The organism is Kitasatospora sp. NPDC087314, assembly GCF_044744365.1.
GTDB lineage: Bacteria > Actinomycetota > Actinomycetes > Streptomycetales > Streptomycetaceae > Kitasatospora.
The window spans coordinates 439,095-460,651 of record NZ_JBIUYE010000003.1 but is presented as its reverse complement, the minus strand read 5'-3'; the positions used below and the strand labels follow the sequence as shown (position 1 = coordinate 460,651).

The window sequence follows — 21,557 nt, the reverse complement described above, 5'->3', positions numbered from 1 at the left end:
GACGGCGGACGGCGGACGGCGGACGGCGCGCAGCAAGCGGCTACCGCCCCGCGCCCACCGACTCCAGCAACCCGTCCGGCTCCAGCAGCCCGTCCGCCTCCCGCTCCCGCCGCCACATGGCGTGCAGCCGCCCGTCCTCGTCCGCGACCAGCTCCGACCAGCGACCGCGCTCGGCGACCCGGCCGCCGTCCAGCACCAGCACCTCGTCGACCGTGGTGTCGTCCAGTCCGGCCAGCCGGTGGGTGATCAGCACCGTGGTGCGGCCCTCGGTGGCGGCCAGCAGGTCGGCGGTGAGCGCGTCGGCGGTGGGCAGGTCGAGGTGTTCGGCGGGCTCGTCCAGGACGAGCACCGGGAAGTCCGCGAGCAGCGCCCGGGCGAGCGCGAGCCGCTGCCGCTGGCCGCCGGAGAGCCGGGCGCCGTGCTCGCCGACCATGGTGTCCAGGCCGTCCGGCAGGGTCTGCGTCCAGTCCAGCAGCCGGGCCCCGGCGAGCGCGGCGCGCAGCTCGTCCTCGGCGGCGCCCGGCCGGGCCAGGCGCAGGTTCTCCCGCAGCGAGCTGTCGAAGACGTGGGCGTCCTGCGCGCACAGCCCGATCACCCGGCGGACGTCCTCACCCGCGAGCGAGCGACTGTCCACAGCCTGTGGACGGTCTGCGGCGAAGGTGACGTCGCCCGCGCCCGGCTCCAGGAACCGCAGCAGCGCCTGGGCCAGGGTGGTCTTGCCGGAGCCGGACGGGCCGACCACGGCGATCCGGCGGCCGGGGGCGAGGTCGAGGTCCACCCCGGCCAGCGCCTCCACGGCCTGCCCGGGGTGCCGGACGGTCAGTCCGCGCACCGCGATCGGCAGCGGCCGCTCGGGCAGCGCCACGGGATCCGAAGGCTCGGCCACCAGGGTTTCGGCAGCCAGCACCTCGTCGAGCCGGGCCTGCGCGGCCCGGCTGCGCTGGCGGGCCTGGACGGCCAGCGGCATCCCCGTGACGGCCTCGAAGGCGGCCAGCGGCGTGAGCACGACCAGCGCCAGGCAGACCGGCGCCAGCGCCCCGCCGCGCACCCCCTGGATGCCGACGGCCGCCGCGGCGGTCACGGTCAGCCCGGTGAGCAGCGCGATCAACCCGGTGCCGAGCGCGGTGGAGGCGGCCGAGCGGGCGGCCAGCCGGGTGAGCGCGGCGTCGGCGGTGCGGATGGCGGCCAGTCGGCCGGGCAGCGCGCCGGCCACGGTGAGTTCGGCGGTGCCGGTGAAGGCGTCCACGACGGTGGTGGCGAGCCGCCCGCGCGCCGGGGCCTGCCGCCGTTCGGCGCCGGCCGACCAGCGGGCGGCCAGCGCGGGCACCACCGCGCCCGCGAGCAGCAGCCCGAGCCCGAGCACGACCCCGGCGGCGGGCAGGAAGGCGCCCAGCGCGACCGTCGCGACCAGCGAGACCACGCCCGCCACGGCGGCCGGCAGCCGCCAGCGCAGGTGGTGGTCCTGGATCGCGTCGACGTCGGCGACCAGCCGGGAGAGCAGGTCGCCGCGCCGGAAGGCGGGCAGCCCGGCCGGGGCGAGCACGGTCAGCCGCCGGTAGACGGCGGCCCGCAGGGTGCCGAGGGTGCGCAGCACGGCGTCGTGCGAGACCAGCCGCTCGGCGTAGCGGAAGACGCTGCGGCCGATGCCGAAGGCCCGCACCGAGGTGACGGCCATCATCAGGTAGAGCACCGGCGGCATCTCGGAGGCCCGGGAGATCAGGTAGCCGGAGGTGGCCATCAGCGCGACGGCGCAGCCGAGGGCGAGCGCGCCGAGCAGGACCGACAGCGCCAGCCGGGGGGTGGCGGCGGCGGCCGCGGACTCGTCCTGCGCCTCGGCGGGGGCGGGCGTCGGCCGCCCGCTGTGCGAGGGCCGCTCGACGGGAGCGGCGGCCGGCGCGGCGGCGCCCGCCAGCCGGACCCGCTGGTCGGCGACGGCCAGCAGCGCCGGCCGGTGCGCGACGATCAGCACGGTGCGCGCCGGGTCCTCGGCGAGGGCCTGGACGGCGGCCACGACGGCGGCCTCGGAGGCGCCGTCCAGGCTCGCGGTCGGCTCGTCGAGCAGGACCAGCGGCCGGTCGTCGGCGAGCAGGACCCGAGCGAGCGCGAGCCGCTGCCGCTGGCCGGCCGAGAGCCCGGCACCGTCCTCGCCGAGCGGCGCGTCCAGCCGGTCGACGAAGTCGAGCGCGTGCGCGGCCCGCAGCGCCGTCCACAGCTGCTCGTCGGTGGCCCGCGGGCGGTAGAGCCGCAGGTTCTCGGCGACCGTCCCGGCGAACAGGTGCGGGTGCTGCGGCACCCAGGCGATCTGCCGCCGCCAGCTCTCCGGCTCCAGTTCGGCCAGGTCGTACGCCCGCCCGTCGGCGGCGGTGATCCGGACGGTGCCGGCGTCGGGGGCGGTGAGCCCGAGCAGGACGGCGAGCAGGGTGGACTTGCCGGCCCCGCTCGGGCCGGTGAGGGCGGTGGTGGCACCCGGGCGCAGGGTCAGCGCGGCGCCGTCCAGCGCGGGTTCGGTCCGCCCCGGGTGTCGCACGACCAGGTCGGAGACGGCGACCGCCGCCCCGGCGAGGGCGGGCGCGGGCACCGTGCCGGCGGCGGGCAGCGGGGTCTCCAGCACCTGGAAGATCTCGTCGGCGGCGGTCAGCCCCTCCACGCTGGAGTGGTAGAGCGCGCCGACCTGGCGGATCGGGAAGTACACCTCGGGGGCGAGGACCAGGATCAGCAGCCCGGTCTCCAGGTCGAGCGTGCCGTCGACCAGCCGGAAGCCGACGGTGACCGCGACCAGCGCGACCGACAGGGTGGAGAGCAGCTCCAGCGCGAAGGAGGAGATGAAGGCGATCCGCAGGGTGCGCAGGGTGGCCCGGCGGTAGTCGGCGGTGATCCGGGCGATGGTGGCGGCCTGGGCGCGGGCCCGGTTGAACACCTTGAGGGTGGGCAGCCCGGCGACCACGTCCAGGAAGTGGTGCGAGAGCCGGGACAGGGTGTCCCACTGCCGGTCCATCCGGGACTGGGTGGCCATCCCGATCAGCACCATGAACAGCGGGATCAGCGGGAGCGTCCCGGCGATGATCGCGGCCGAGGTGAAGTCGGCGCCGACGATCCGCAGCAGCACGATCACCGGGACGACCACGGCGAGCGCCAACTGCGGCAGGTAGCGGGCGAAGTAGTCGTCGAGGGCGTCGACGCCGCGGGTGGCGAGGGTGGTGAGTTCGCCGGTGCGCCGGCCCGCCAGGTAGGCCGGGCCGAGCGCGGTGGCGTGGTCGAGCAGCCGGCGCCGCAGGGTGGACTTCACCCGGGCGACGGAGCGGTGCGCGGTGAGTTCGGTGAGCCAGCCGACCAGCCCGCGCCCGACGGCCGTCAGGGCGAGCAGCAGCAGTGGCGTGGTCAGCTCGCCGAGGGTCGCCTGGCGCTGGAAGGCGCGGACGACGATCTCGGCGATCAGACTCGCCTGGGCGACCACCAGGGCCGCGCCCGCCCCGCCGAGCAGGACCGATCCGGCGAGGAAGGCACGGGTGGTGCGGGCGTACCCGAGGAGTCGGGGGTCGACCGGCTTCACGGCGTCAGGCCTGGTCGAGCGCGCCGGCCGGGTCGTGCCCGGGGATGTGCTGGACACCGATGCGCTTGCGGAACACCCAGTACGTCCAGCCCTGGTAGAGCAGCACGAGCGGGGTGAACACCGCGGCCACGATGGTCATCAGCTTCAGCGTGTACGGCGAGGAGGCCGCGTTGCTCACCGTCAGGCTCCAGCCCTCGTTGAGGGTGGACGGCATGACGTTCGGGAAGAGCGCCAGGAAGAGCATCGCGACGGCGGCGACGATGGTCGCCCCGGAGAGGATGAACGCCCAGCCCTCGCGGCCGAGCTGGTTGGCCGCCAGCGCGCCGACCAGGGCCAGCACGGCGATGACCAGGGCGGCCAGGCTGCGGCCGTTGCCGTTGTCGGCCTGCGTCCAGAGCAGGAAGGCCAGCACCAGCACCGCGGACACCACGCCCACCCGCAGGGCGGTCGCCCGGGCCCGGTCACGGATCCCGCCGACCGTCTTGAGCGCCGCGAACACCGCGCCGTGGAAGGTGAACAGGCCGAGCGTCACCAGGCCGCCGAGGAGCGCGTACGGGTTGAGCAGGTCCCAGAAGGTGCCGACGTAGTTCTTCTGCGCGTCGATGTCGACGCCGCGCACGATGTTGGCGAAGGCCACGCCCCACAGGAAGGCCGGGAGCAGCGAGGTCCAGAAGATGGCCTCCTCCCAGTTGCGCTGCCAGCGCGCGCCGTCGCGCTTGGCCCGGTACTCGAAGGCCACGCCGCGCACGATCAGGCAGACCAGGATGATCAGCAGCGGGATGTAGAAGCCGCTGAACAGGGTCGCGTACCAGTCCGGGAAGGCCGCGAAGGTGGCGCCGCCGGCGGTCAGCAGCCAGACCTCGTTGCCGTCCCAGACCGGGCCGATGGTGTTGATCAGCACCCGCCGCTCGGCGGTGTTGCGGGCGAGCGGCTTGGTCAGGATGCCGATTCCGAAGTCGAAGCCCTCCAGGAAGAAGTAGCCGATCCACAGGACCGCGATCAGTACGAACCAGACGTCGTGGAGTTGCATGTCAGATCCCCTGTGGTCCTCAGTAGGCGAAGGCGAGAGGCTTGTCGGCGTCGTCCTCCGAGGACGGTCCGCGCAGTGACGGGTCCTTGGCGGGCGGCTGCTCCGTCACCACCGGACCGGCCTTGGCGTACTTGACCAGCAGCCGGACCTCGACGACGGCGAGGACCGCGTACAGCAGGGTGAAGGTGGTCAGCGCGCCGATCTGGGTGCCGACACTCACGTTGGGGGAGACCGCGCTGGCGGTGGTCATCAGACCGAAGACGGCCCAGGGTTGACGGCCCATCTCGGTGAAGATCCAGCCGAAGCTGTTGGCGATCAGCGGGAAGCCCATGGTCAGGATGCCGATCCGCCAGCTCCACTTGGTGAGGAACGGGCCCATCTCCCGCCGGGGGGTGAGCATCAGCCGGGGCACCTCGGTCTCGCCGGTGCGGAACTCGGGGTGCAGGAACTTCTTGCGCCGGGTGGTCCAGAGCCCGATCAGGCCTGCCACGAAGGAGGTCATCCCGAAGCCGATCATGAGGCGGAAGCCCCAGTAGGTGACGAAGATGCTCGGGATGTAGTCCTTGGGGTCCCCGCCGAACTTGGCGGCCTCGGCGGCCGCGGTGTCGTTGATGCCGGGGACGGAGGAGTTGAAGTCGCTGTGGGCGAGGAAGGAGAGTATCCCGGGGATCTCCAGCTCGACCGAGTTGTGGCCCTTGCTGACGTCGCCGACCGCGAAGATCGAGAACGGCGCCGGCGACTGGGTGTCCCACAGGGCCTCGGCGGCGGCCATCTTCATCGGCTGCTGCTCGAACATCACCTTGGCGAGCGAGTCGCCGCTGAGCGCGGTGCCGGCGCCGAAGATCACGGCGAGCACCAGGCCGAGCCGCAGCGAGGTGCGCATCACGGCGGTCTTCTTGGGATCGGCGCTCTCCGGCCTGCGCTTGGCCTTCCAGAGGTGGAAGGAGGCGATGCCGACCATGAAGGCCGCGCCGGTGAGGAAGGCGGCGGTCAGGGTGTGCGCCACGACGGTGAGGGTGGTGTTCTGGAACAGCACCTTGGCGATGTCGGTGAGCTGGGCCTTGCCGGTGGCCGGGTCGATCGAGTAGCCGACCGGGTGCTGCATCCAGGAGTTGGCCGCCAGGATGAAGTAGGCGGAGAGCACGGTGCCGAGGGCGACCATCCATATGCAGGCGCAGTGCAACTTCTTCGGCAGCTTGTCCCAGCCGAAGATCCACAGGCCGATGAAGGTGGACTCGAAGAAGAAGGCGATCAGCGCCTCCATCGCGAGCGGGGCACCGAAGACGTCACCGACGAAGCGGGAGTAGTCGGACCAGTTCATGCCGAACTGGAATTCCTGGACGATGCCGGTGACCACGCCCATCGCGATGTTGATCAGGAAGAGCTTCCCCCAGAACTTGGTGGCGTGGAAGTACTTCTCCTTGTTCGTCCGCACCCAGGCGGTCTCCAGCCCGGCCACGATCGCGGCCAGGCTGATGGTGAGCGGAACGAAGAGGAAGTGGTAGACGGTGGTGATGCCGAATTGCCATCGCGCGATGGTCTCGTGAGCGATTGCCAGTTCCACGTCGCCCTCTCTCCAACCTGCCCCATTTCAGGGCACATTCAGGACAAACTTCTCTATAGCCGTAGACCGCTGCCTAACCACGCAAGCTTGTCCGCTTGTGAACGTGAACACGTTCACAAGGGCAGTATCCATCATGCTTACGGATGAATCGAGGGCGGGGTGGGTTTCGCCGGCGATGCGGTGCGTGACGGTGCGCACAGTCTGCGGAGCCACCCGCCCCGGCGACAACGAACGGCCGGGCAGCCACGGGCGCGCTCTTGGACGAACCGGCGCTTGACAGGGCAGAGCTGGACGGAAGGACGCTGCCCCGCGCCGTCGGCGACGGCGCGGGGCAGAACAGCCAGGGGCGGGGCAGAACAGCCAGGGCCCGGGTGTCAGCGACTCCCGTACGGCCGGGTCTCCGGTCGAGCCGCCAACCGGCCTGGCGGCCCGGCCGGTTGGGGCATCGGCGGGCGGCGGCGGGCGGCGGAAATTCCGGGCGGGCGGCCGTCCGCCCGTGCCAGACTCGGCCGCATGCGGACGATCATCGCGGACATGGCCGAGCGGCTGGTACGGGTCCCCGGCGTGGTCGGCGTGGCGCTCGGCGGCAGCCGGGCCCGTGGCGAGCACCGGCCCGACTCCGACTGGGACCTGGGCGTCTACTACCGGGGCCGCCTCGACCTCGCCGCCCTGCGCACCCTGGCCGGACCGGACGTCGAGGTGGCCGGGCCCGGTGACTGGGGCCCGTGGGTCGACGGCGGCGCCTGGCTCACCGTGGACGGCACCGCCGTCGACTGGATCCTGCGCGACCTGGACCGGGTCGAGCGGGTCTGGGCGGACTGCCGGGAGGGCCGCTACGAGGTCGGCATCCAGGCCGGGCACCCGCTCGGCTTCTGGTCCCCCTGCTACGCCGGGGAGCTCGCCCTCGGACAGGTCCTCGCCGACCCGAGCGGCGAACTCACCAGGCTCCGGGCCACCATGGCGGTCTACCCGGAGGCGCTGCGGACGGCGCTCACCGGGGCCGCCTGGGAGGCCGAGTTCCTCACCGCGGGGGCGGCCAAGGGCGCCGCCGCCGGTGACGTCCTGTACGTCGCGCTCTGCCTCTCCCGCGCCGTCGGCGTGCTGGTCCAGGCCCTGCACGCGGACACCCGGCGCTGGTGCCTCAACGAGAAGGGCGCCCTCGCCGCCACCCCGCCCTGGTTCGCCCGGCGCGCCGGGGCCCTGCTGTCCAGCCTCGGCACCGGGCCCGAGGCCCTGACCGCCAGCGTCGCCGAGTCCCGCACCCTGGTCGCCGACACCGTGGCGGCCCTGCGGGAGGAGTAAGCCCTAGGCCCGGCCGAGGAGTTGGCTGCCCGGGGTGGACTCGGCGCGGGCGGTGAAGAACTCGGTGAAGCCGTGCAGGAACTCCTCCAGGGTGATCCGGCCGTCCCCGTCCACGTCCAACTGGCGGAACCCGTGGGAGAGTTCGGCCGGGTGGACGCGCGGCCCACCGAACACCGCCCGGTACTCGTCGGCCTCCAGGAAGCCGCTGCCGTCGGTGTCCGCGGCGGTGAACACGGCCCGTAGCGCGGGCAGCAGCCCCTGCTCCAGGTAGGCCGGGTCGCGGTCGCAGCCGGCGACGGTGGCCGCCACGAACTCCTCCCGGCTGACCTGGCCGTCCCCGTTGGCGTCCATGGCCACGCGCAGCTGCTCCCACCAGCCGTCGAAGGCCTCGTACACCCGGGCCTCGGCGGCCTCGTCCAGGTCCAGCTGCCAGCACACGTTGTGCGCCATCGCCCGCAGGTCGTGCACGGTGATGAAGCCGTCGCCGGTCTGGTCCAGCACCTCGCGGAAGAAGCGGTCCAGCCGGGGTTCGCGGGTGTCCCGGCGCGGCGGGCGCCAGCGGGACGGGCCGTGCTGCTCCGGGGAGCGGTAGCGCAGCCGGTCCGGCAGCAGCGGCACCGCGGCACCGGCGCCGCGGTGCAGCAGCCAGGACAGCAGCGCGGCCCGCCTCGTCCGGACCAGCCCGAACCGCTCCCGCACCGCCGGCGGCAGGTCCGCCACCGTCAGCGCGGTGACCACCCGGGCCACCACCGCCCGCACCAGCCGCCAGCCGGCGTCGCCGAGGAACCAGAGCCGGCGCGGCCGCGGCGCCTCGTGCAGGATGTCGAACAGCAGATAGCGGGCCGCCTCGGTGAACTCCAGCCGCTCGCGCGCCATCCGGGCGAAGTAGCCGGGCAACTCGGCCACGCTGCCAGGAAGTTCCCCCTCGGGCAGGTCGAAGGCAGCGACCGTACCGGTGAACTCCTCGTACGCCAGCTCCAGTTGAGCCGCGTCGTACGGGTCCCCGCCCAACCGCCGCATGGCGGCCACGCACTCGAAGAGCGTCAGCAGCACCCACGCCCTGGTCGCCGCGTCCCCGGCGTCGTACGAGCGCCCGTCCGGCGCCGTCCCGCGGATCCGCTTGTGTGCCCGGTCCAGCCGCGCGACCTCCCGCCGCAGCGCCTCCGCGTCCTGGTAGAACAGCCGCCGCCCGCTCCCCAGCGTGTGCTCCACCCGCCGCCACGGATGCGCCTGGTACGTCGAGTGCTCCGCCATCCCGGCCCCCACCACCGGATCCGCCGCCTGCAGCACCAGCAGCCGCCAGGCCACCAGCGCGATCCGCCACTCGGACAGGTCCCGCCGGAACGAACCCACCGGGTCAGCCACGACGCTCGCCGGCCAGGGGAATTCCAGCGGCCGACGGACCCACGCCCTCCGGATGTTCGATCTCCGCCCGGGCGTGTTCCGGGAAGGCCGTGGTCTTCCACGTCTCCCGCCACCTCTGATCAAGGTCAAGGCTCACAGTCACCCTCCCGGCGTCTCGCTCCCACGGGAACCGTTGCACGCGACCGAGCGGCCGACCGGGTGAACGGCGACAGGTTCACTCGATCGGGGCGTTTCGGGCCCGGAGACGCGAAACCGCAGGGCGGGCCGGGAGGGGGCCTGCCCTGCGGTGCGGGGTGCCGAGGGGTTCGCGTCCTCCTCCCGAGCGGGCGCGAACCGGGTGGGTCAGGAGGTGGAGCGGGCCGGCTTGCGGCGGGAGACGAAGCGGGCGGCGGCGCCCAGGCTGATGGCGAGGCCGGAGCCGAGGGCGAGGTACGGGGTGGCCGGGTTGGAACCGGTCTCGGCGAGTTCGGTGGACGAGCCGGTGGTGGCCTGGACCGTGGTGGCGGTCGTCGACTTGGTCGGGGTGGTCGAGGTGCTCGCCTCGGTGCCGTTACCGGTACCGGTGCCGGTGTTGGTGGTCGCGGTGGTGGTCGCGGTGGTGTCCGAGACCGGGGTGACGGCGGCGGGCTGCTCGACCGGCTTCTCGGTCGGGGCCGGGACGGGTTGCTCGACCGGCTTCTCGCTCGGCATGTCGGCGGGCTTGTCCGCGGGCTTCTCGACCGGCTTCTCGACCGGCTTCTCGGCGGCGGCCTTGGCGTCGGCGAGGGCCTTGTCCGCGGTGGCCTTCGCGGCGGCCGCGGTCTTGGTGGCCTCCTGCTGCCCGGCGAGCTTGCGCATCGCCGCGACCTTGGCGTCGTCCAGCGCCGTGCCGGCGGCGGTCACGGCGGCCTTGGCCTTGGTGTCCGCGTCGGTGGCGGCGTTGGCGGCGTCGAACGCCGCCAACATCCGCACCCTGGCCGCTTCCAACTCCTCCGGCTTCGCGGAGCGGTACGCGGCCGATGCCTCCACGGCCTCGTTGTAGGTCTTCTCGTGGGCCGCGGCGGCCTTCTTGGCGGCGGCCTGGGCCTCCTGGAGCTTGCCGAGGTAGGGCTGCGGGTTGTCCATGAAGGCCTTGGCCTCGGCCTGCCCGGCGGCCTCGGCGGCGACGGCGGCCTGGTAGGCCTTGGCCGCGTCAGCGGCGGCCTTCTCCAGGTCCGCGATCGAGCCGGTGTCGTTCTGGGTCTGCGCCGTCGAAGCCGACTCCGCGAAGGCGGGTGCCGCGGAGAGCATGGCTACGGGCGAGATCACGGCGGCGACGAGGGCGGCCGAGACCAGCGTACGGCGGAGTTTCACGATGACCTCTTTCGGGTCGGTAAGAAAGCAAAAGCCGTGTGCCGGGCGGTGGTTGACGGCCCGACGGGGATGATCATAGGCACACGGATTCTTTACGCTCCATGCCGACTTCCGGAAAGGAAAAGGGCCTCTTATTGCCTGGTCAGCAAGGGAATTGACGAGTCGACAATGACGTCACGAAACCCGGTCACCGTTGGTGGGCAGTTCGACCCGGAACGTGGCGCCCGCGCCGGGGGTGGTGTCCAGGGTGAGGGTGCCGCCGTGCGCGCGGGTGAGCGCGGTGGCGATGGCGAGGCCGAGTCCGGCGCCGCCGCCGTCGTGCCGGCTGCGCGAGGCGTCGACCCGGTAGAAGCGGTCGAAGACCCGCTGTGCCTGCCCCTCGGTGAGGCCCGGTCCGGCGTCGGCGACCTCCAGCAGGCAGACGCCGCCCGCGCCGCCGACGCCGATCCGCACCGGGGTGCCGGGCGGGGTGTGCTTGACCGCGTTGCCGACCAGGTTGGTGACCACCTGGCGGAGCCGGGCCTCGTCGCCGAGGACCGGGGCCGCGCCGGGGGCGCCGGTGCCGGACGGGCCGGTGAGCGCGACCGGCCGGGTCGGGTCGAGGGCGGTGAGGTCGTGCAGCGCGTCCGCCGCGAGGGTGCGCAGGTCCATCGGGGCGAGGTCGAGCGGGCGCTCCTCGTCGAGCCGGGCGAGCACCAGCAGGTCCTCGACCAGGGCGCCCATCCGGACGGCCTCGCTCTCGATCCGGGTCATGGTGCGCTTGACGTCCGCGTCGGTGGGCAGCGCGCCCATCCGGTAGAGCTCGGTGAAGCCGCGGATCCCGGCGAGCGGGGTGCGCAGCTCGTGCGAGGCGTCGGCGACGAACCGCCGCATCCGGGCCTCGGATTCGGCGCGGGCGGCGAAGGCGGCCTCGATCTGGGTGAGCATGCCGTTGAGCGCGATGGACAGCCGCCCGACCTCGGTGCCGGGGGAGAGTTCCGGCATCCGGTGGGAGAGTTCGCCGGCGGCGATCCGCGCGGCTCCCGCCTCGATCCGCCGCAGTGGCCGCAGTCCGGCCCGGACGGCGAAGAAGCCGAGCGCGGCGATCAGCACCAGGACGGCGCCGCCGATCGCCAGGAAGGAGGAGCGCAGCCGGCCGATGGTGGCGTCGATGTCCTCGCGGGAGACGGCCACCATGACGTAGGTCGCGGTGGTGGCCGGCGAGGCGTACTCGCTGGGGTTCGCGGCGGCGGTCCGGGGCGCCTGGAGCGGCAGGACGAGCACCCGCCAACTGTGGTGGCCGCGCTGGTCGGGCAGGTCGAAGGGGACGTCGGGGGCGGTGCGGGTCGGGTCGAGTCCGGCCAGCTGGGGCGCCGGGTCGGTGTCCGAGACGGGCTGGCGCATGACAGCCTGCACCTTGCCGTCCGAGGAGAGGTACTGGACCAGGTACTGGCTGGGCAGGGTGCTGCGCTTGGCGGTGACGGCGGGCCGCCCGACGTCCGGGGTGCCGACCCGCACCGGGCCCTTGCGGGACAGCGGCAGCCCGTACCGCTGGAGCTGCTCGTCGAGTTGCTCGACCAGCTGCATCCGGACGGTCCCGAGCACGACGGTGTCGCTGACCGCCAGCCCGGTGGTGACCAGCACGAGCGCGAGCACCAGCAGCCGGGCGCGCAGGGACAGCCGGAAGGGGGAGAACCGGGCGAACACGGGGCGGACCGGTCAGCCCTGCGGGGGGCGGCGCAGCGCGTAGCCGATGCCGCGCACGGTGTGGATCAGCTTGGGGCCGTGGGCCGGGCCGGAGTCGAGCTTGCGGCGCAGGTAGGAGATGTAGGACTCGACGATGGAGAGGTCGCCGCCGAAGTCGTAGGCCCAGACGTGGTCGAGGATCTGCGCCTTGGAGACGACCCGGCCGACGTTGGCCATCAGGTAGTGCAGCAGCTTGAACTCGGTCGGGGACAGCGCGACGGGGATGCCGGCGCGGGTGACCTCGTGGGCGACCGGGTCGAGGCTGAGGTCGGCGACGATCAGCCGACCGTCCTCGGCGGGCCCGCCGGAGCGGCGCAGGATCGCGCGGATCCGGGCGATCAGCTCCTCCAGGCTGAACGGCTTGGTGACGTAGTCGTCGGCGCCCGCGGCGAGGCCCTGGACCTTGTCGCCGACGCCGTCCTTGGCGGTGAGGAAGAGCACCGGGAGGTGGTCGCCGGGGTGGCCGTGCGCGGGCCCGGCGATCTGGCCGCGGCTGGTCCGCTCGCGCAGCTTCTCGACGACGGTGAAGCCGTCGAGGTCGGGGAGCATCACGTCGAGGACGACGAGGTCGGGGCGTTCGGCGGCGACCAGGTCGAGGGCCTCGGTGCCGCTGGCGGCGGAGGCGACCCGGAAGCCGGAGAAGCGCAGCGAGGCGGCGAGCAGTTCGCGGATGTTGGGTTCGTCGTCGACGACGAGGAGGAAGGCCTCGCCCGGGCCGCCGGCCACCGTGGGCCCGCCTGGTGTGGTGACAGTGCCTTGCACGGGGGTTCTGCCTCCCGGTCGGACGATGGCGTTCAGCATGAGGCTAGCCCCCGGAGGCTATGCGGCATGAATGAATGTTGGATTAACACCTTATCGGTCGGTTTTGCGGTGACAAGGCCTCCGGCGTGGGCTGGGTGGTGTGCGCACGGACGGGGCGCCCGGTGAACGCGGACGGCCGGGAAGTGGTCCTCCCGGCCGTCGATGTTCCGCCCCGCCCGGCTGGGGAAGGGCTCCGGATCAGGTGAGGAAGGGCTCCGGATCGGTTTCCGGTCAGCTGAGGAAGGGCTCCGGACCGAAGCGGCCCCACATCACGAAGCCGGCCAGGAGGAGGTAGGCCAGATCCACCACCACGAGCTTGTACTCGTGCCGCCGGATCCGGACGATCGCCGCACCGATCATGATCAGCACCAGGCCGAGGGCGGCCAGCGGCACCAGAACCGGCGCGATGTCGAGCACGGCGGGCAGGACCAGACCCACCGCGGCCAGTGCCTCCAGGGCCCCGATGGCCTTCACTCCGCCGGAGCTGAAGTCCTCGACCCACCGACCGGCGTGCCCGGCGGCGGCGATCTTCTCCTTCGGGGTGATCATCTTGAGGCTGCCGCCGACCAGGTAGGCGGCGGCCAGCAGTCCGGCGACGATCCACAGCGCGAGGTTCATGGTCTCTCTCCCTAGCGGGGTTGTACGTGGGGGGCGTGAGGGGCATGGGGGGGCTTCGGCCAGGCGGCCGGGTCGGCTGGTCAGCCGGGTCGACCGATCAGCCGTGCTGGCCGGGCCGGTAGTCGCCGGCGGGCATCTTGAGCATGACGTTCCCGCGGTTGAAGGCGTTGATGACGGCGATGAGGGCCACCAGCGCCGCGAGCTGCTCCTCGTCGTAGTGCTCGGCCGCGTTCGCCCAGGCCTCGTCCGTGACCCCGCCGGCCGCGTCGGCGAGGCGGGTGCCCTGCTCCGCCAGCTCCAGGGCGGCGCGCTCGGCGTCGGTGAACACCGTCGCCTCGCGCCAGACCGCGACCAGGTTGAGGCGGGTCGAGGTCTCCCCGGCGTGCGCGGCGTCCTTGGCGTGCATGTCGACGCAGAAGCCGCAGCCGTTGATCTGGCTGGCGCGCAGCTTCACCAGCTCCTGCGTCGCGAACGGCAGGGTCGAGTCCACGATCGGCTGGTTCGCCGCGATGAGGTGCTTGAAGACCTTGCCCAGGACCGGGCTGGCGAAGGGGTTCAGGCGGGGTTCCATGAGTCGCTCCTGTGTCGTTGTTCCGCTGGTGCCCTCTGAGACAGGGCACCCCGGCGGACTGTGACAGCCGCGAACGTGACCCGCGTCTCACCCCCGCGCACGCCCCGGACCTCCCTCGGCTACCCTGCTGGTCGATCCGAGGGAGGGGTTCCATGCCGGGTTCAGCAGCTGCGGCGGACGCGGTCGGCTACCGGCCGCTGCTGTTCTCCATCGCCTACGGGATGACCGGTTCCGTGGGCGACGCCGAGGACCTCGTCCAGGACACGTTCCTCAACCTGACCAAGGCCGACCAGACCGGGACCTCGATCACCAACCTGAAGGCGTACCTAACCACGTCGGTGACCCGGCTGGGTATCAACCACCTCGGTTCGGCGCGGGTGCGGCGCGAGACCTACGTGGGCGAGTGGCTGCCCGAGCCCGTCGTCGTGACCGCCGACCGCCCGGGGCCGGCCGAGTACGCCGAACTGGCCGACTCGCTGTCGATGGCCTTCCTCCTCCTGCTGGAGGCCCTGTCCCCCGTGGAGCGGGCGGTGTTCCTGCTCCGCGAGGCCTTCGGGTACGGCTACCCGGAGGTGGCCGAGATGGTCGGGAAGTCCGAGGCGAACTGCCGGCAGATCTTCGCCCGCGCCCGCAAGCACCTCGCCCCCGCCGGTCAGCCGGTCGACCTCCCGCCGCCCCCGGTCCGACGCACGGAGGGCGACGAACTCGCCCGCCGCTTCTTCGCCGCCACCGAGGGCGGCGACCTGGACGCCCTCCTCGACCTGCTCGCCCCCGGCGTCGTCTTCCACGGCGACGGCGGCGGCAAGGCCCGGGCCCTCGGCAAGTCGCTGACCGGCATCCGCCGCGTCGCCCAACTCCTCATCGGCGGACTCCGCCGCAACCGGAAGCTCGGCGTCTCCCGCCGGCCGGCCACGGTCAACGGCCGCCCGGGCTCCGTGCTCTACGACGCCGAGGGCCGCATCGCCAGCGTGCTGGTGCTGGAGATCGCCGACGGCGCCATCCAGGCCGTCCACGCGGTGAACAACCCCGACAAGCTCCGCCACCTCGGCCCGGTCTCCGACATCGGCCTGCTGCCGGGGAAGTGACAGACCGGAGCGGCGTCGCAGCCCGGCCCGGTACCGATCTCCAGGACCTCAGAGTGTGAATGGCAGGTGCGGTTTGATGTACACGACAGAGTCGGCGGAAGCCTGCATCGAGGATGCGGGCAACACCTTGGTCGCGCCTTCGACGCTGCAGGACAATGACGTGGTCAGGGACTTCTTCGGGTCCACGATCACGCCAGAGCACCTTGCTTCCGGTGCGCCCGACCTCGCGCAGAAGACCGTCTACCTGTGTGGCGACGTATCCGGGATCAGCGGCCGCCAACTGCGTGCGGCGGCCCGGGTGTTCGTCGTCCGGGAGCTGTCACACGGTTACCACGGGGACGGCGACGAACCTTGGACCCTCGTCGACCTCGGCCGAGTCCCCATCCGCGTACACGGCGCCGGCGTGTACTACCGCCGCTTCTTCGACCCCGGCGCCGATCACTTCGGACGGATCCGTGCGGAGCACGCGTTCCAGTCCCTGACGGAGTCCACCAAGCCTGGAACAGCCCATCGCAGCGGAATCTATCTGACGCCCGTCACCCGAAACGGTGACGAACTGCATTTCCGCCTGCTCCGGTGCTCCACGAATCTCTCGGGGCCGACCGAGAACTTTCGCCCGACCGACACGCGCATCGTCGAGGCGCTGAACCGCGAGGCCGCCGCCATCTTCCGGAACCAGGCCCCGCTGAACCACGTCCTCGCTCAGATCTACCACAACACCCTTGCCACGGCCGAGCGCAAGCAGTCCAAGGCCAGGATCTCGGCCCATGCCGACAAGACCAAGGACATGCCCGTCAACGGCATCATGGCCTTCTGCACCTTCTATGACCGGCTCGACAAGCTGCAGCCCCTGGCCGAAGACACCTTCGACTACGGCGTGAAGGGTGCCAGCGGGCTGACCAAACTCCACTTCCGCCTCAAGGAGCCGACCGAGCGACGCGACGGGATCGCGCTCCCCCCGCAGTTCACCCTGACGCTCCACCCCGGCTCCGTTTTCTTCATGCCGCTGTCCACCAACCGCCTGTACACGCATGAAATCCGGCCCTCGACATTGGCCGCCGAATTGCTCCCGACCCGCCTGGGATACGTGGTGCGCTGTTCGAGCGCCGAAGCCGTTCACAAGAACGGCCACACGTTCCTCAAAGCGGCCGGAGATCTGGTGCGGATGGGGCCACCCACACCGGCCGGCATGAACGAGCTGCGCAGGCTGTACGCCGAGGAGAACAGGACCTCGTCCTTCATTGACTACGGCGACGCATTTCCCTTCAGCATGAACACGGGAGACTACAGTGCCCCCCGAGCCTAGGATCTCGGATGAGATCCTCTCGTGCACTCTGCCGACCGAGGGGAACCTCTTTGCGGAGCTGTCCGCATCGGCTCTCCTGGAAGACGTGGGAAAGGGCCGGCGAGGCGCCACGCTCACCAAGATCGACGAGGCGGACGACGTGCCTCTCGTACGTACCACCACTCGATACAGCAGCCCGCCGCAGCGCTTCCGGGCGGTCCACGAACGACTGGCGCACCAGATTCAGGAACGTGCGGCGCTTTCGGTCGGCTTCAACAACGCCCTCATCGAGACCTACACGAACGCTTACACGACCATGGGCAGCCATTCCGACCAGGCCCTCGATCTGGCCGACGGGTCGTTCATCGCCGTCTTCTCCTGCTACCAACATCCCGAAGCGAGCCCGCCGAGGAAGCTGATCTTCGAATCGAAGGGGTCCGGTGGCGAGAAGTTCGAGATCCCCCTCGCCCACCACAGTATCGTCGCGTTTTCCGTCGACTCGAATCGGCGACTCAGGCACAAGATCGTGGCAGACAAACCCGTCCAGACGGCGGATGACCAATGGCTGGGCATAACCTTTCGAACGTCAAAGACCTTCGTCCGGTTTCACGACGGACATGCACACCTCCCGCAGGGTGCGCGCCTCATGCCGGCCGACGATGAGCAGAGGCGCGAGTTCTACCAACTACGGCGCCGAGAGAACAAGGAAACGGACTTCATCTACCCCCTGCTGACGTACACCATCAGCGAGAGCGATCTGATGCCGCCGGTCTGACCTTGAGGGCTTGTGACCCACAAGCCCTGTCAGCTCCACCATTGCCCCCTTGATCGCTCGGTGTCGTCATGAGGTTTCCCAAGCCGGCCATGGCAGGGCAAGAGATTCACATGGTGACTGGTCGAGGTAGTTGTCACCCGGGGCGCCCTACGACCTGCGCGTTCGCCTCGCCGTGGTCGCGCTAGCTGTCACCAAGTGGTCGAGATTGTTGTCACCTGCCTCGCCTGGTCACGGCGGTTGTCACCGCCCGGGGCAGCGAACCGGCTGGTCAAGGCCGGCGCTCCAACCTGGCGGGTGACGACCGCCGTGTGCATCACCAGAGCACTGCGCCGGCCTGACGCCCCAGGAGACGCAGATCGTCCGCTTCGCCGCCCAGGGGATGTCCAACCGGGACATCGCCGCCCAGCTCTTCCTGAGCTCGCGAACGGTCGGCTACCACCTCTACAAGGCCTATCCGAAGCTCGGCGTCGGCTCGCGCGGGGAACTGGCGGCGCTGGTCTGACGGTGTTGGTCTGACGGCCTTGGTCTAAAAAAACCGGTTGCGAGGGAGCGCGGCCCAGATCACGATGTGCGGCATGTACCTGTGCTGACGACTGCCACGTAGCAACTCACCCCTACGCGATCGACCTCTGCGCCGGGCCACCGGCCGCGCGCTGAGGCGACGACACGCGCGCTCACGCGATCGACCGCCCTCGGCGCTCGGCCATGTGGCCATGAGGCCATGTCCCGAGGCGATGAGACGCGCTGTCGCGAGTTGCCACGGAGAGACACGACCTGTTGCGCGATCGACCTCGGGACGCCCGCCATGCGGCCACCCGCCCCGAGGCGATGACACGCGCCCTCGTGAGCACTCGTCAGATCCCAGGAGCCCCGGCCGATCCAACCGATCCGGCCTGCGCGCGTTCCTGCTGAACCAGGAAACAGACCACCATGCATACCGAACGCAAGGCCCGCTGGGCCGTGCGCCAGTCCGCGCTGCCCACCGTCGTCCGCAGCTGCCCGGACTGCTCCAGCACGCGGCACCGGCCCTCGGGCAAGATCCGTGTAAACGCCAACGGCAAGCTCCTCGACGTCTGGCTGCTGCTCAGCTGCGCGGGCTGCGACCGGACCTCGAAGGTGCCCGTCCACGAGCGCGTCCACACGTCGTCGCTGGAACCCGCCCGCAGGGAGGCGTACGAGAACAACGACCTCGCCGTGGTGCGGGAACTGACGATGAGTGCGTCGCTCGCCGCCAAGAACGGCTACAGCCTGGACTGGAGCGGCACCTGGGAGCTGGAGGCACGCACGCCGCTCCACGCGATCGACGATCCGACCCCGCTGACGGTGCTGGTGAGCTTCGAGTTGCCGGTCCCGGTCCGGGTCGAACGCCTGCTCATGTCCGGCCTCGGCCTCAGCCGCAGCCGGGTCCGCCGGATGGTCGCGGGCGGCCGCATCCGCCTGCCGCTCGCCCCGGACGCCAAGACGCGCCGCGACTTCGAGCTGACGGTCCACGCCCCGGCGGCGACCCTGGCTCAGCTCGCGACTCCGGTCGCGGCGACGCGGCGGGAGGCGGTGCGCGAACTCGGCGCCGCCGACGCCGTCGAGGCGCCGCTGCGCCTGTCGCGCGCGGTGTCCGGGGCGTAGGCCGAAGGCTCGGTGCGGGGCGGTACCCGCGCGCGGCTCACGGACTCGCCGTTCGTGAGCCGCGCGGCGGGCTCCCCCGTGGTAGGTCCAGCCTCCTCCGACGACGCAGTCCGGGGTGCCGCAACGGTGGCGGCAGGCGATGATCGGAGCGAGACCGGCACCCCGAGCGTACCCACGCCCGACGGCAGGATCGTCGCCATCGACGCAGGTCACGCATGGTTGTCGGCGGCCCCTTGCGGAGTGCGACGGGCCGCCGGGTTCCCGGGTGGCTTCGGTGCAGGAAGTCGGGCCGGCCGACTTCCTGCACCGAGGGGGGCTCCGCCGGCGCCGTGGCTCCTGATCAGGACGGGCGCCGTCACCGGCAGGGCGGGGCAGGGCGAGGGGGCGGGTGGACGGCGGGCCGGGCGGGGCCGGTTCGGGGTCCAAGCCGTACGCAACCTTTCGGCCCGCTCACGGCATCAAAGAGGTGTCAGGGTCGCGAGAGGGGGGCGTCGGGGGGCGGAGCCACGGATGCGCGCGGTCACCGTCGGCGGAGTCGCCCGGGCCACACCACCGGGGGAGCCGAATCAACAGCAGGTGGCCCGAATTCTTTATTGCGTTCATTTGGTGCGTATGCGATTTGACGTGCTGGAGTCGAATTCCAGCATCTGTTGCACAGCCGTGACAGCCTCGCACGAAAAATCGTTCGACCCCCGGGGTGCGAGGGCTAGCATTCCGAGATGGAATCGAATCTCCCTCCGATATGGAATTCCTCCGATAGCGCGGCTCCCCGCCCGGCCCGCAATGGGCCGCTTCGGCTGGCCCGCTTCGGTGTGACGTTCCTGGGTGTGAGTGTGGTGTCCGGAGTCATGCTGGCAGGCCTCGCCCTGCCCGCCGTCGGCGGCATCGGGCTGACCGCCAAGGGCACGGCGGAGGGCTTCGAGGACATCCCCAACGACTTCAAGACTCCGCCGCTCACCCAGGCGACGCAGATCTTCGACGCCAAGGGCGGCCTGATCGCCAAGGTGTACGAGCGTGACCGCACCGTCCTCGCGCCTGAGCAGATGTCGCCGTTCATGCGACAGGCTCAAGTCGACATCGAGGACGCCCGGTTCTACGAGCACGGCGCCGTCGACCTCAAGGGCGTGCTCCGCGCGATCAGCAAGAACGCCGAGAGCGGCACCGCCTCACAGGGCGCCTCGACGCTGACCCAGCAGTACGTGAAGAACGTCAACGTCGAGAAGGCCGGCGAGGACCAGGCCGCCGTCCTGGAGGCGCAGCGCAAGACCCTGGGCCGCAAGATCCAGGAGCTCAAGGTCGCGATCAAGCTGGAGGAGGATCTGTCGAAGGACCAGATCCTCACCAACTACCTCAACATCACGTACTACGGGAACGGCGCCTACGGCGTGGAGGCCGCCTCCCAGCGCTACTTCAGCAAGAGCAACAAGGACCTGACCGTCGCCGAGGCCGCCACCCTGGCCGGGTTGGTGCAGAACCCGTCCCAGTACGACCCGAAGCTTCACCCGCAGGCCGCGCAGAAGCGCCGGGACACCGTCATCGACAAGATGGTCGAGAACAAGCACATCACCGCGGACCAGGCCAAGGAGGCGAAGGCCGCCCCGCTGGGCCTCAACTTCAAGGCCCCGCAGAACGGTTGCATCACCGCCCAGGCCGGCATGGGCTTCTTCTGCGACTACGTCCGGCGCGTGGTCAAGCAGGACCCGGCCTTCGGCCAGAACGCCGCCGACCGCAAGAAGTTCTGGGACCAGGGCGGCCTGAACATCTACACCACCCTCGACCCGGACAAGCAGGCCGCCGCCCAGAACGCGGTGAGCACCAACGTGCGGACCACCGACAGCGTCTCGGCCGCCGCCACCATGGTCGAGCCGGGCACCGGCAAGATCCTCGCCATGGCCCAGACCCGCCCGTACGGCCTGGACACGAACAAGAACCAGACCGTCGTCAACCTCAACGTCGACGCGGCGATGGGCGGCGGCAACGGCTTCCAGCCCGGCTCGACCTTCAAGCCGGTCGTCGCGGCCGCGGCACTGGAGGCGGGCCTGCCGGCGACCCAGGAGTACTCGGCTCCGAACAAGCTCGAGTACCCGACGATGAAGACCTGCGAGGGGACCTGGAAGAACCAGGCCCGGCCCAAGACGGTGGTGCCCAACGAATCCGCGAGCGAGAAGGGCCCCTACCAGCTGAAGCAGGCGATGGCGCTCTCGGTCAACACGTACTTCGTGCAGATGGAGGAGGAGATCGGCCTCTGCGCGGTCAAGCAGATGGCCAACAAGCTTGGCGTGACCAGCAAGGCCAGCGGCAAGCCGCTGGAAGAGGTCCCCGCGATGGCCCTGGGAGTGGAGGAGATGAGCCCGCTGACCATGGCCAACGTCTACGCGACCTTCGCCGCCCAGGGCACGCATTGTGCCCCGCTCGCCATCAACAAGATCACCACGGTCGACGGCAAGGACGTCCCCGTCCCGGCCGGCCAGTGCGAGAAGGCGTTCTCCGACGACACGGCGCGGGCAATGAACACCGTCCTGAACGGCGTGACCGAGAACAACGGCACCGGCGCGGCGCTCAGCCTGGAGGACAACCGGCAGATCGCCGGCAAGACCGGCACCTCGGACCGCAAGCGGGCCGCCTGGTTCAGCGGCTACACCCCGCAGCTCGCCACCTCGGTCTGGCTCGGCGGCCCCGACGGCGGCGTCGAGATGCGCAACATCACCATCAACGGGAAGTACCACACCGAGGTGTTCGGCGCCGACGGCCCCGGCCCGATCTGGCGGGACGCCATGAACCAGGCCCTGCGTGGCACGCCCAAGCAGTCCCTGCCGATGGCCGACATCCCCGACCCGGCCCCCAAGACCGATCCCAACGCCAACCAGACCGGCGGAGCCACGCCCCCGGCCGACCCGAACGCCCAGCAGCACTGACAGCGGTCGTTCCGGC

At 71.3% G+C, this 21,557-nt stretch carries 15 protein-coding genes and 1 pseudogene; 7 read left to right on the top strand and 9 right to left on the bottom strand.

Going from position 1 to position 21,557, the window contains the following annotated elements:
- Positions 1-40: 40 nt before the first annotated feature.
- Genes cydD through ACIO5E_RS08560 form a run of 3 tightly spaced genes read right to left on the bottom strand, consistent with a single transcriptional unit; the run spans position 41 to position 6,144 of the window.
- Positions 41-3,550 (bottom strand): thiol reductant ABC exporter subunit CydD, encoded by a 3,510-nt coding sequence (gene cydD, locus ACIO5E_RS08570; RefSeq protein WP_400665017.1) that lies wholly within the window; start codon positions 3,548-3,550, stop codon positions 41-43.
- A 4-nt stretch (positions 3,551-3,554) separates the two neighbouring features.
- Positions 3,555-4,580 (bottom strand): cytochrome d ubiquinol oxidase subunit II, encoded by a 1,026-nt coding sequence (cydB, locus tag ACIO5E_RS08565; RefSeq protein WP_400665015.1) that lies wholly within the window; start codon positions 4,578-4,580, stop codon positions 3,555-3,557.
- Positions 4,581-4,599: 19 nt separating this feature from the next.
- A complete protein-coding gene (locus ACIO5E_RS08560) occupies positions 4,600-6,144 on the bottom strand; it encodes a cytochrome ubiquinol oxidase subunit I (protein WP_400665013.1) in 1,545 nt (514 codons plus the stop codon).
- Positions 6,145-6,657: 513 nt separating this feature from the next.
- Here ACIO5E_RS08560 and ACIO5E_RS08555 point away from each other — a divergent pair.
- Positions 6,658-7,446 (top strand): nucleotidyltransferase domain-containing protein, encoded by a 789-nt coding sequence (locus ACIO5E_RS08555; protein WP_400665011.1) that lies wholly within the window; start codon positions 6,658-6,660, stop codon positions 7,444-7,446.
- 3 nt (positions 7,447-7,449) lie between these two features.
- Here the strand turns inward: ACIO5E_RS08555 and ACIO5E_RS08550 are convergent, their stop codons facing one another.
- The 6 genes from ACIO5E_RS08550 to ACIO5E_RS08525 all read right to left on the bottom strand — a co-directional run bounded on the left by ACIO5E_RS08550 (position 7,450) and on the right by ACIO5E_RS08525 (position 13,858).
- On the bottom strand, positions 7,450-8,811 hold the full coding sequence (locus tag ACIO5E_RS08550; RefSeq protein WP_400665009.1) for an oxygenase MpaB family protein: 1,362 nt from the start codon (positions 8,809-8,811) through the stop codon (positions 7,450-7,452).
- Between the two features lie 342 nt (positions 8,812-9,153).
- Positions 9,154-10,143, bottom strand: coding sequence for an LAETG motif-containing sortase-dependent surface protein (locus tag ACIO5E_RS08545; RefSeq protein ID WP_400665008.1), 990 nt, complete (start codon positions 10,141-10,143; stop codon positions 9,154-9,156).
- Between the two features lie 174 nt (positions 10,144-10,317).
- A complete protein-coding gene (locus ACIO5E_RS08540) occupies positions 10,318-11,829 on the bottom strand; it encodes a sensor histidine kinase (protein WP_400665006.1) in 1,512 nt (503 codons plus the stop codon).
- 12 nt (positions 11,830-11,841) lie between these two features.
- Entirely contained in the window at positions 11,842-12,630 is a 789-nt protein-coding gene (locus ACIO5E_RS08535) for a response regulator transcription factor (protein ID WP_400665004.1), read from the bottom strand.
- A gap of 270 nt (positions 12,631-12,900) precedes the next feature.
- Positions 12,901-13,287 carry a DoxX family protein gene (locus ACIO5E_RS08530; RefSeq protein WP_400665002.1) on the bottom strand — a complete coding sequence of 129 codons (387 nt, stop codon included), beginning with the start codon at positions 13,285-13,287 and terminating at the stop codon, positions 12,901-12,903.
- A gap of 97 nt (positions 13,288-13,384) precedes the next feature.
- Entirely contained in the window at positions 13,385-13,858 is a 474-nt protein-coding gene (locus ACIO5E_RS08525) for a carboxymuconolactone decarboxylase family protein (RefSeq protein WP_400665000.1), read from the bottom strand.
- Between the two features lie 152 nt (positions 13,859-14,010).
- On the opposite strand from ACIO5E_RS08525, the gene ACIO5E_RS08520 reads away from it, so the two are divergent.
- The 6 genes and pseudogenes from ACIO5E_RS08520 (at position 14,011) to ACIO5E_RS08495 (ending at position 21,541) form a co-directional block, all read left to right on the top strand.
- Entirely contained in the window at positions 14,011-14,943 is a 933-nt protein-coding gene (locus ACIO5E_RS08520; protein ID WP_400664998.1) for an RNA polymerase sigma-70 factor, read from the top strand.
- A 76-nt stretch (positions 14,944-15,019) separates the two neighbouring features.
- Positions 15,020-16,249 carry a hypothetical protein gene (locus ACIO5E_RS08515; RefSeq protein ID WP_400664997.1) on the top strand — a complete coding sequence of 410 codons (1,230 nt, stop codon included), beginning with the start codon at positions 15,020-15,022 and terminating at the stop codon, positions 16,247-16,249.
- On the top strand, positions 16,233-17,003 hold the full coding sequence (locus ACIO5E_RS08510; protein WP_400664996.1) for a hypothetical protein: 771 nt from the start codon (positions 16,233-16,235) through the stop codon (positions 17,001-17,003). The genes ACIO5E_RS08515 and ACIO5E_RS08510 overlap by 17 nt, the downstream gene beginning before the upstream one ends.
- A gap of 331 nt (positions 17,004-17,334) precedes the next feature.
- A pseudogene (locus ACIO5E_RS08505) lies at positions 17,335-17,505 on the top strand (helix-turn-helix transcriptional regulator); the annotation flags it as partial.
- A 428-nt stretch (positions 17,506-17,933) separates the two neighbouring features.
- Entirely contained in the window at positions 17,934-18,626 is a 693-nt protein-coding gene (locus ACIO5E_RS08500; RefSeq protein WP_400664994.1) for a DUF1062 domain-containing protein, read from the top strand.
- A gap of 848 nt (positions 18,627-19,474) precedes the next feature.
- Entirely contained in the window at positions 19,475-21,541 is a 2,067-nt protein-coding gene (locus tag ACIO5E_RS08495) for a transglycosylase domain-containing protein (RefSeq protein ID WP_400664993.1), read from the top strand.
- The last annotated feature ends 16 nt before the right edge of the window (positions 21,542-21,557 follow it).

Excerpts from the sequence above, each read along its gene's own strand:
- cydB (WP_400665015.1), bottom strand. The coding sequence starts at position 4,580 with ATGCAACTCCACGACGTCTGGTTCGTACTGATCGCGGTCCTGTGGATC.
- ACIO5E_RS08555 (WP_400665011.1), top strand. The coding sequence starts at position 6,658 with ATGCGGACGATCATCGCGGACATGGCCGAGCGGCTGGTACGGGTCCCC.
- ACIO5E_RS08530 (WP_400665002.1), bottom strand. The coding sequence starts at position 13,287 with ATGAACCTCGCGCTGTGGATCGTCGCCGGACTGCTGGCCGCCGCCTAC.
- ACIO5E_RS08525 (WP_400665000.1), bottom strand. The coding sequence starts at position 13,858 with ATGGAACCCCGCCTGAACCCCTTCGCCAGCCCGGTCCTGGGCAAGGTC.
- ACIO5E_RS08520 (WP_400664998.1), top strand. The coding sequence starts at position 14,011 with ATGCCGGGTTCAGCAGCTGCGGCGGACGCGGTCGGCTACCGGCCGCTG.
- ACIO5E_RS08515 (WP_400664997.1), top strand. The coding sequence starts at position 15,020 with ATGTACACGACAGAGTCGGCGGAAGCCTGCATCGAGGATGCGGGCAAC.
- ACIO5E_RS08500 (WP_400664994.1), top strand. The coding sequence starts at position 17,934 with ATGCATACCGAACGCAAGGCCCGCTGGGCCGTGCGCCAGTCCGCGCTG.
- ACIO5E_RS08495 (WP_400664993.1), top strand. The coding sequence starts at position 19,475 with ATGCTGGCAGGCCTCGCCCTGCCCGCCGTCGGCGGCATCGGGCTGACC.